At 52.7% G+C, this 8,753-nt stretch carries 6 protein-coding genes; all 6 read right to left on the bottom strand.

What is annotated here, in order from left to right; translation table 11 throughout:
* Positions 1 to 118 precede the first annotated feature (118 nt).
* Positions 119 to 1,204, bottom strand: coding sequence for a hypothetical protein (locus tag ABX962_RS22455; RefSeq protein WP_372722498.1), 1,086 nt, complete (start codon positions 1,202 to 1,204; stop codon positions 119 to 121).
* The gene (locus ABX962_RS22450) at positions 1,194 to 2,471 is read right to left on the bottom strand and encodes an HNH endonuclease (RefSeq protein WP_372722496.1); all 1,278 of its coding nucleotides are present in this window, start codon (positions 2,469 to 2,471) and stop codon (positions 1,194 to 1,196) included. Before ABX962_RS22450 ends, ABX962_RS22455 begins: the two co-directional genes overlap by 11 nt.
* A 262-nt stretch (positions 2,472 to 2,733) precedes the next feature.
* Positions 2,734 to 4,074, bottom strand: coding sequence for a GIY-YIG nuclease family protein (locus ABX962_RS22445; RefSeq protein WP_372722494.1), 1,341 nt, complete (start codon positions 4,072 to 4,074; stop codon positions 2,734 to 2,736).
* Between the two features lie 254 nt (positions 4,075 to 4,328).
* A complete protein-coding gene (locus tag ABX962_RS22440) occupies positions 4,329 to 5,399 on the bottom strand; it encodes a helix-turn-helix transcriptional regulator (protein ID WP_372722492.1) in 1,071 nt (356 codons plus the stop codon).
* A gap of 362 nt (positions 5,400 to 5,761) precedes the next feature.
* Positions 5,762 to 7,258, bottom strand: a complete 1,497-nt coding sequence (locus tag ABX962_RS22435) for a mannitol dehydrogenase family protein (protein ID WP_372722490.1) — start codon at positions 7,256 to 7,258, stop codon at positions 5,762 to 5,764.
* Between the two features lie 168 nt (positions 7,259 to 7,426).
* Positions 7,427 to 8,753: hypothetical protein (locus ABX962_RS22430; RefSeq protein ID WP_372722489.1), on the bottom strand; the 1,327-nt coding region annotated here is incomplete at its 5' end.

Below are 8,753 nucleotides of genomic sequence, written 5' to 3'. Positions count from 1 at the left end.
GTAAAGCGACGACGGGTCGCTTTCTCAGCCACCTCAGGATTTTTCTTAACTTTTTTGTTGGCGATTTCGGTCATGTAAACTTTCCGTGCCCTCGACTTTGAAAAACTTCAAAGTTGTCTCACTCATGTTGGCACAGAGGGACTTCGCTTACCGCACGTTGGAACCCCAGCAACTCTCCCGGCCAATACCGAGAACTTTTGTGGATGACCACGCGACGTGGTGTTTGCTTGGTTTCGTCGTGATAGCGTTTTAATGCCTGCGTAATTAGATGGCGAGCTTGATTTTCATCAAGATGCGGGCTGTTTCCCATTTCAGATTGGTTCCATCGAAAATCCTTACCGCGTAGCACTATTCCTTCGCCACTATCATCAAAAGCCTGAGCAACGCTCGTTTGCATTGTGCCCGCTTCACTTCCCAACGGCGGAAAAAAGGTGACGCCGATGTAAAGTGTCCCATTCGATTTCAGTTTGGGTCCCCATGGGGTACCACCAGCCTTGTAGTGCATGCCGGTAAAGAAATTCCATGCACAACGAGATTTATGGTCGACGTTTCTTGACGTCGGAGTCGCTTCACTGGTGTGTTGTAAAAGAATTTGCGTTGGGATCCGGTACCGCATCGCCTCAGCCTTAATAGCGCGACGAAAGTCTCGATGGACGAAGCCAAGATCCGTATCGCGATAGTCGACTGTCCGGCAATGCTTGAGAAGCTCATCGGGCAATGCCAATACGATTACCTGCGGTTCCGATTCCTTTTCGGAAAGAAGTCGCATCTTGTCTGACACCAACTCGACGGATGCTTCAAACCTATGCCGACGGGACTTGATTCCGGCGATTGCCGCAATCTCGTTTTTGGTCACCGTTTCTCTCCAACCTGCGTCCATGATTGGCCGGGTGTAAAATCCGCGGTCGTCGCTGTAGCCGGGGAAGTCTAAATTCACTCCGTCACCAGATACGCCAGCAGAACACTCATCAATCCATCGTTCCGCAGACGCAATCGACTGACCGCTTCCAATGATCCCGATTCGTACCGAGGCAGGATGGCGTGTTTCAGACTCAACGAAGCGAGGCCCGTAAAGTGATATGCCGGCTTGTGGTGAAACATGTTCGCGACCACAACCGAAAACCAACGTAGGCTCTTCGTGGTACCGGCAGGCGACTCGCGGAATGATTAATTCGCCACTGACAGCCTGAATTCTACTCGTCATCTTTCAGCTCCACCTTTCCGTAGTCCAAGATTTGCGAATAGGCCGACGCTGAAAACAAATCGTCTTCGTATTCAATGGCTTCGACTTTTGGCAGATCATCAAAAACACCGGGCCACTCGATCGATGGTTGAATCAGATCAGTTGGAACCACAATGGACTGGCTCCCGAAATCGAAAATGATTCGCGGATTACCATCGCTTAAAAAGTCTCGCCAAAAATGCACTTCTTTGTGAACGTCAACGTTGTACATCCGTGATTTGCGACTCGTTGCCTTCTTTGTCGTTCGCTTGGGTGACAAAGGCTTGCTTCCGTCCGTGGTGAACCGTCGTTCCGGACGAATAGACAGGCACCAGCTGCTTGCACCAACTCGCTCAAACCTCAAGGCGACTGCAAGATGTTCCCAGAAGCCCTTTCCTTGACCTGTCTTCTTTGTAATCGGTTCACGAGCGACGCTTAGTGTCGACTTGCGTCCAGTCATCGTGAAGTAAACGACTTTACGTTCTTGATCGATATCTTCTGGCGGGAAATAGTATCGCTTGTGTTTTCTGTCTAGCATCAAGCCATGTCGGCCTGTCAACTTGTTAAGCGACCGATTCAACAGGTCGGAATACCAACGAATCCTGTCTGGATCAGGCCACCAGGATTCAAATGCATCCTCTTCTTCGACGCTGTTTAGGTCAACGAACTCGTCGAAAGGGCTGTCGTCTCGCGACAAATCGAAGAACGTGTAAAGCCGCTTGGCACGAATGATGAATGGTAGCATCATGCCGGGAATCGGTGCGCGTCCCATATTCCTCGCGACCGTTGTCTCCTTCGATGTACATGGGGCAGAATAGACGACGCGCGGCATGCGTTCGACTGCTAGCAGCGTGCTGGCAACCGTCTCGGTTGTCGTTTCACATGGCTCATGCAAGTTTTTAAATCGGTCGCCATAGGTCAAGCTGGCATCGACCCATCGTTCGTGGTCAACCTTGATCTGAATCAGTCTATCGACCGAATATTTCTGCAACTGTCGATCGACGATTGTATGATGCTTCGTGCAAAGCAGGATGAGATTGTCGTACCCGTCGATATCACCGCCGGGAATCGGCTTGTCTCGCCGAGGACCGTCATCGCCTTGACCGACGATGTGCGCCATCTCACCAAGCAACACGTCAGGATCATCTCCAATTGCCTTTTCATATAGTTTGCATCGACAGTCCGAGATTGCACATCGAGAGCCTGAACGCGTCCAAAGAATAAACTTGGTGCGGGTTTTGATAGACATCACTTCTCCTTTGCAAATAGCGGAATGAATCCAGCGTTCCAAGTTCAAAAATTATTTCACCGGAAAATGAAATATCGAGTCTTCGTCGCAGCAACGCAAAAAAACAATTTGCGAGACGAAGAACATGCACAACCGAATCGAGCATGGCGTTGCCGCAGTCGGTTACTATTAAACAGGCGACGCTGCACATTAAAATGTTTCGGCAGGGCCAGCCGAGAAGCCATCTGCCTGGGCCGATTGCGAAGTTGCATGTGGTTACAGTTCATGCGTTTGCGGTCTTTGCTTCCGTTGCGTAAGCCGCATCGACTAGCACGCGGTCTTCGTCGGTCATCTCTAACGATGCGTGATATTGCTCTGCCTCGGGTTCGAGAGAGAATGGGCCGGCGGAGAAGGGAATCGTATGTTGCTCGTCGTCTTGAAGGCCTTCAACGAGATCAACGATCTCTTGAATTGTCACGCGGAAAAATTCTTTGCGGAGATTCACTCCGTTCACCCGGCGATTGTGGAATGCTCGGTGGAGTGCAGCTTCCAACGCAGGTGCATTCGAACTTTCTAGCATCATGTGGACATCGAAGGGGAACGGAACCGATGCGTCGCCGAGTTCTCTAATGCGGTCCATCGGGTCCAACCGGCGAGACATTCCGATCTTGAAAATCTGGTCACCGAAGCTTCCGATGTTGCTGATCACGTACACATGCCCCGACTTTGTTTGCTGCGCCATCGACATTGCACGCTGACCGTTCGCCTCTGCTTCCTGCAATCGACGCCGCAATTCTTCGACTTCAGCAGAGTATTCATCGTGTGTTTGAGCCAACGCTTCTGCCAACGCCTTTTCAATGGCTTGGCGCTCCGCCGCGATCCGTTTCATCTCGCGTTCGAGTTCTCGTTCCGCTTTTTGTTCTTCCTTGATTTGCTCACGAATCCGAGCCTGCTCGGCTCGCTGAACTTCTTTTCGAACGGCTTCCGCATAATCAGCCTTCAGTTCCGCCTTGACCGATTCATAGATCTCGGAATCAACGGGATATCCCTTTTTTCCACAACACTCAACGGCCTTCTCGTATGTCTCCAGCATCCTGTGGTAATTGTTGGAGTTGAGTTTTGACTTGATTCCTTTCCGAACCTCCGTCAAATATCGGGTCGCGATTGCTGCGGAGGCGGCCTCATACGAGGCAATCTCGGTCTTTGCTTCGTCCATTGCTTCTAACACGCGCACTTGAACAGCAGACCACTCGTTTGCCGCGTTTTGACGGTCCGTTGCCGCATCGGTTAAGAGGTTCGCGTGTTGTTTCTGAATCGACGCTTTTTCCGCCGCGATCAGTTGCTCGAAATTCGTTTGGAGACCATGGCATTGTTGTACCAACGCAGTCTGTTGGCGATGCAACTGTTCCGCAGTTCGAACCAATGCTTTGTATGATTGACGTAGTTGGTTCGTCGTGGTGCTGTGGTCCAACCAGTACGCGACTCCAGCAAGTCCCAATGCGAAGGTTGCACCTGCAGCGACGAACAATGCGATTGTGATCCCGGAAAACGCTGCACATACAAACGCAATCGCAAGCGTGACAACTGTAATCAATGCAATCAGTTGAACTTTTGGTTGCGTCAATGGGTTACCGGATCCGACGAACTCGACTAGATCGGGCGGTAGCTCTGGTCGAACATCGAGGTAATCGACGAATAAGACGCGAGTCTTGCATTTGGGGCAAATCTGTGGCTTCGCAAATTTTTCTTCCTCTGCAGTGACCCTAGATCTGCACTCGGGGCAATAGCGTGTGACTTTGTTAGATTCATTCATCGCCAAGACTCGGACTCGTGTTCAGCAGTATTTTCATTGGTTGATTCACGACAACGGATACTTCGTCATGCAGGTAAACGCGTGGGTGATGAGTAAAGCGAGGTCGCTTGCCGTAGCTCCTCGGCGACTTCTGTTCGCAGTGACTCAGGTTCAATGACTTCAGCGCTGCTGCCGAAACTGAGGATGTAGCTCTTGATCTCGATCGTGCTGGTCAGCGTGACAGTGATGTCGACGCTGCCGCTAGGGCCTGGCGTCGCCGTTTGGCTGGCATTGATCTTGCGTTCGACCGCATAGCGTGCTGCACTGCCGCGAAATCGGATTCGGACCGTCACTGACTCACTGCCTGCGATGACTGCAAAAGCGCCTTTAAAATGTTCAGACAGATTGAAGTCGGTGGGGCGGATGAAGGGGAATTCGGTGACCTCGGCGGTCTCCATGCGATCGATTTTCCATGTCCGAATCTCGTCGTGATGGCAGGAATGACCGACGACGTACAGGGCACCGTTGTGCTCGGCTAAACCGTAGGGGTGAATGTCGTACGTGACCGGCTCGGTCGAGCGAGCCGAACGGTAGGCGATGAACGTCGCTTTGCAGTCCTCTACCCCCAACGTGATTGCATCGATCACGTCACGCTGCTCGGCGTAATCGCCGTACCCTGGCGATCGATGCAGCCACGGCGAGATCCGCTGGAAATAGTCGTCTTGGTTGGCTCCAAGTGCCACGCGAATCTTTTCAAACGCCGACTTCGATGCGTCGCCAATCAGGGTGCCATCGAATTCACCCGTTCCGGGCCGGCATAACATCAACGAAAACGCTTCGTCGTACGTGAACCGTACCTGCTCGATCGTATCACGCGACAGGCTGTAGGTCTTGCGGCCGTTCTGATGGACGTGTTCTTCAATCGCGAGTCCCAATTTCCTTAGCCCCACGATATCGCGGCGGATCGTCTTCTCACTGACGCCAAGCGATTCCGCCAGCGTTTCGATGGTCTCGTTTCCTCGCCCGAGCGTGATCAACCGCAGTAATCGAGGATGACGCATCCGCTGCGTTCCCATACTTTCCACAAATTCTCGCTTTTCTGCCCCCGTAACTAACCAATTCGCCTGATAAACCGCGATACGATTCAAAATTCGCATGTGCCGGAGTATAGCTGCTCAATTGCTAGCGGGGGAGCGGCTTGGACAGTATCTGTCCAAACCGGCACATTTTGCCAGAAAAGCCTTGCCTGACTTGGGTTGCCAGTGGTTGAGTCTGGGTTTTACGCGGTAACAGCGGGGAATGAGCGTTCGAAGATCGGGAGGCTTGGAGGACGTCGATGTCCGGCGAAAGTCTTGACGACTTCCGCTGCGAATTCCGGAGGGATTCTTAATCGTAATCTTACTCTTAATCCTAATCTTCTCGGATTGTTACCGGTCCAGCGAGGATCGCGGAAACGGGATTAAGATTACGAGTAGGATTAAGATTAAGATTAAGATTTGGCAGGTTGAGGGCGATGGCCTTACTGGTTGCTCTTTACAATCTTTCGCATCTGGAGTGAGACATCCGAGTTTTCGTAGATCTTGTCGATCATCTCGGTGTACACCTTCGCGAACCGCTCGTTCTTTGCCAGTTCACCAAACACCGACGTCAGCCTTAGAAACGACAAGGGGTCGTCGCGTGTTGCTGCGGCCGCTTGATGCAGTTCTGCTCGCTTGCCGTCGATAATCTCGAGTTCCTTGTTGTATTGATTCACCTCTTGGTCGCTGTACCAACACCATGTCGCAATCACTAACGCGGCATACTGGATGCTGCCGCCTCGCTCAAGATTCTCGGTGATCGTGGGAATCAGAAAGACGGGCAATTTGCTGGAGCTTTCCAAACAGATTCGCGACAGTTTGTCTTTGATATTCGGGTTTCCAAATCGCTCAATAAGAGTGTCTTTGTAGGCGTCCAAGTCGATGCCTTCGACGGCATCCAGTACCGGTGTGGCCTCGATGTCCATGAATTGACGCAGGTACGTCGCAAACAGTTCGTCCGAAACACATTCATCAATCGTTTGATGACCATAGATCGAACCCAAGATTCCCAAGACTGAATGACCGGCGTTAAGTAGCCGGATCTTCATCTTTTCGTAGGGTGTGACATCGGGAACGAACTGGGCTCCGACGTTTTCCCAGGCGGGACGGCCGTCGCAGAAATCGTCTTCGATCACCCACTGGCAAAACGGTTCGCAGGTCACCGGCCACTGGTCCTGCAGTCCCATTTCCTGTTCGAGATAACTGATATCCGCCGCCGTCGTGACTGGCGTGATGCGGTCGACCATCGCGTTGGGGAAGCAGACTTCACGCTCGATCCACTGTGCCAATTCCGGATCCTGTTGACGGGCAAACCCCAGCACCATTTTGCGAGTCAGGTTGCCGTTGTGCTGGATGTTGTCACACGACTGGACGGTAAAGGCCGGGATGCCCTTGTCGCGTCGCTGTCGTAGCGCCGCCGTCAAATAGCCAAACGCCAGTTTGGGCTGTTGCGGATTCTGCAAGTCGTGCTGTGCTTCGGGGTTGGCCATGTCGAATTCACCACTATCGGCATCAACGTTATAGCCCCCTTCGGTGATCGTCAGCGAGACGATCTTCGTGTCGGGGCTGGCCATCCGGTCGATGACCGCCTGCGGATCGTCGATTCCCATCAAGAAATCGACGAGCGAACCAATCACCCGGTTTTCGATCTTGCCGCCAGGATGCCGGACGATCAACGTGTACAGATAATCTTGCTGTTCTAATACATTCGCAATCTTGCGATCGGGCTCACGCAATCCGACACCACAGATGCCCCACTGCGAAAAATCACCCGAGTTCATCAGGGCATCGGTGTAATAGGCCTCGTGCGATCGATGAAACCCGCCGACGCCGATATGCACGATGCCGGTCTTGAGTTTGCTGCGGTCATACGTGGGTTTCGCAATCGAGTCGGGGAGTCGCTGCAAGTTTTCCTGACTCAGGGGAATGGGGTTGCTCATGACATTCTCTCGCAAATCTTCAGTGGGTTGTTTTGAATGTTTCGTTGGTTAGTAGCGTTTGGATCAATCGCTGTGTAGCGGAACTCGTCAAGAGTTTCGGGGACACTCGCCGTGAATCGAAAGTCTTGACGACTTCCGCTACGAGTTATTCTTAGCCCGACGGTTTCATCAATCATTGTGTTGCGGGTTCAGTGCCTTTCGTCGATGCAGTACCCAATAGGCAAAGACAAAGTAGGTGATCGTGAACACAAAGGCCCAGGTGTAAAAGATGTCGCGGTTCTGCTCGTAGGTCTCCAGATCGGGACTCCAAAACATCACCATCAGTGCTAGCACGATGGTCAATCCAAGACTGCTTCGCGAGAAGACGTGCAACACCTTGGAGAACATCGAATGATCCTTCACCGGCTCGCCCTCCTCGATCGCCTGCTGGATTTGAAACTCCTTGATCGCTTCGTTCTTCTTGCGTTCGGCCTCTTGTTCGGCCGGATACTTTTTGGCGGCGCCATACAGTTTGGCCAGGAACGTGTAGAGGATGATGGTGAATAGCCATGTCGGCAGGAACAGATAATAAAACGACATTACTTGCATCGCATTCAGCCCAAATCCGAACACCAACCCGGCTGCCCATGATGCGACCGCCGGCGTGCTGTGATTTAGTTTGCGGTAGGTGACCCAGTAGCGGGTGAATCCGATGCGAGGAAAAACGACATGTTCGGCAAACACGATTCCGCCCACCGGAACGACCAGTAGCCCGGCGTAGGTCAGCAGCGGAAGCATTTGGCCGAACACGAACGGGAAACATGCAACCACGACGGTTACACAGCCGACCGTAAACGTGACCCCTCTGCGAGAATGGTTGTAAAAGATGGCCTGGGCCGCCAACCCGGCTCGGTACAGATTCGCGTTCGCGGTGGTCCAGCCCGCAATGATCACAATCACGTAACCGGAAAGCCCCAACGCGCGATAGGCGACATCGCCGGGGTCAAGCTCGACGATTGTCGATTTGAGCAGCACTGCGGTTCCGGCGCCCATGATGCCCGCGCAAATCCAGGCGACATAGTGCCCGAATAACATCCCCGCACTGGTACATAGTCCGTAGATCGATCGCTTGGCGTATCGCAGTAGCGCCATGTCGATCAAACCAAAGTGGGTGATCGTGTTGGCTGCCCAGGCAAAACCGATCACCTCTAATAGCCCGATGCCGGGTTCTCCGGCGCTGTTCTTTCCGGTCCAGATCGAATGGTCACCGATTGTGATGAAATCTTGGAACCCATTTAGCGTCGTGCGTCCAAGCACCGATTCCGCCAGTGCCGGGAACAAGACAAGGGCACCGCTGACGAACATCACAACCAACCAGGGCCCACACAGTCCTGAAAATTCGGCCACGGCGCTAAATCCATACATCGCGACGAAGACGACGATCATGCCGACCGAAAGCACCACCATCACGAACAGTGCACTGGTGGGATACCATTGCAGTTGAGCCGGAATGTTG

It is taken from the genome of Novipirellula sp., assembly GCF_041583735.1.
Taxonomy (GTDB): Bacteria; Planctomycetota; Planctomycetia; order Pirellulales; family Pirellulaceae; genus Novipirellula.
The sequence above is the reverse complement of the archived record's forward strand: the minus strand, read 5'-3'. Positions and strand labels throughout refer to the sequence as shown.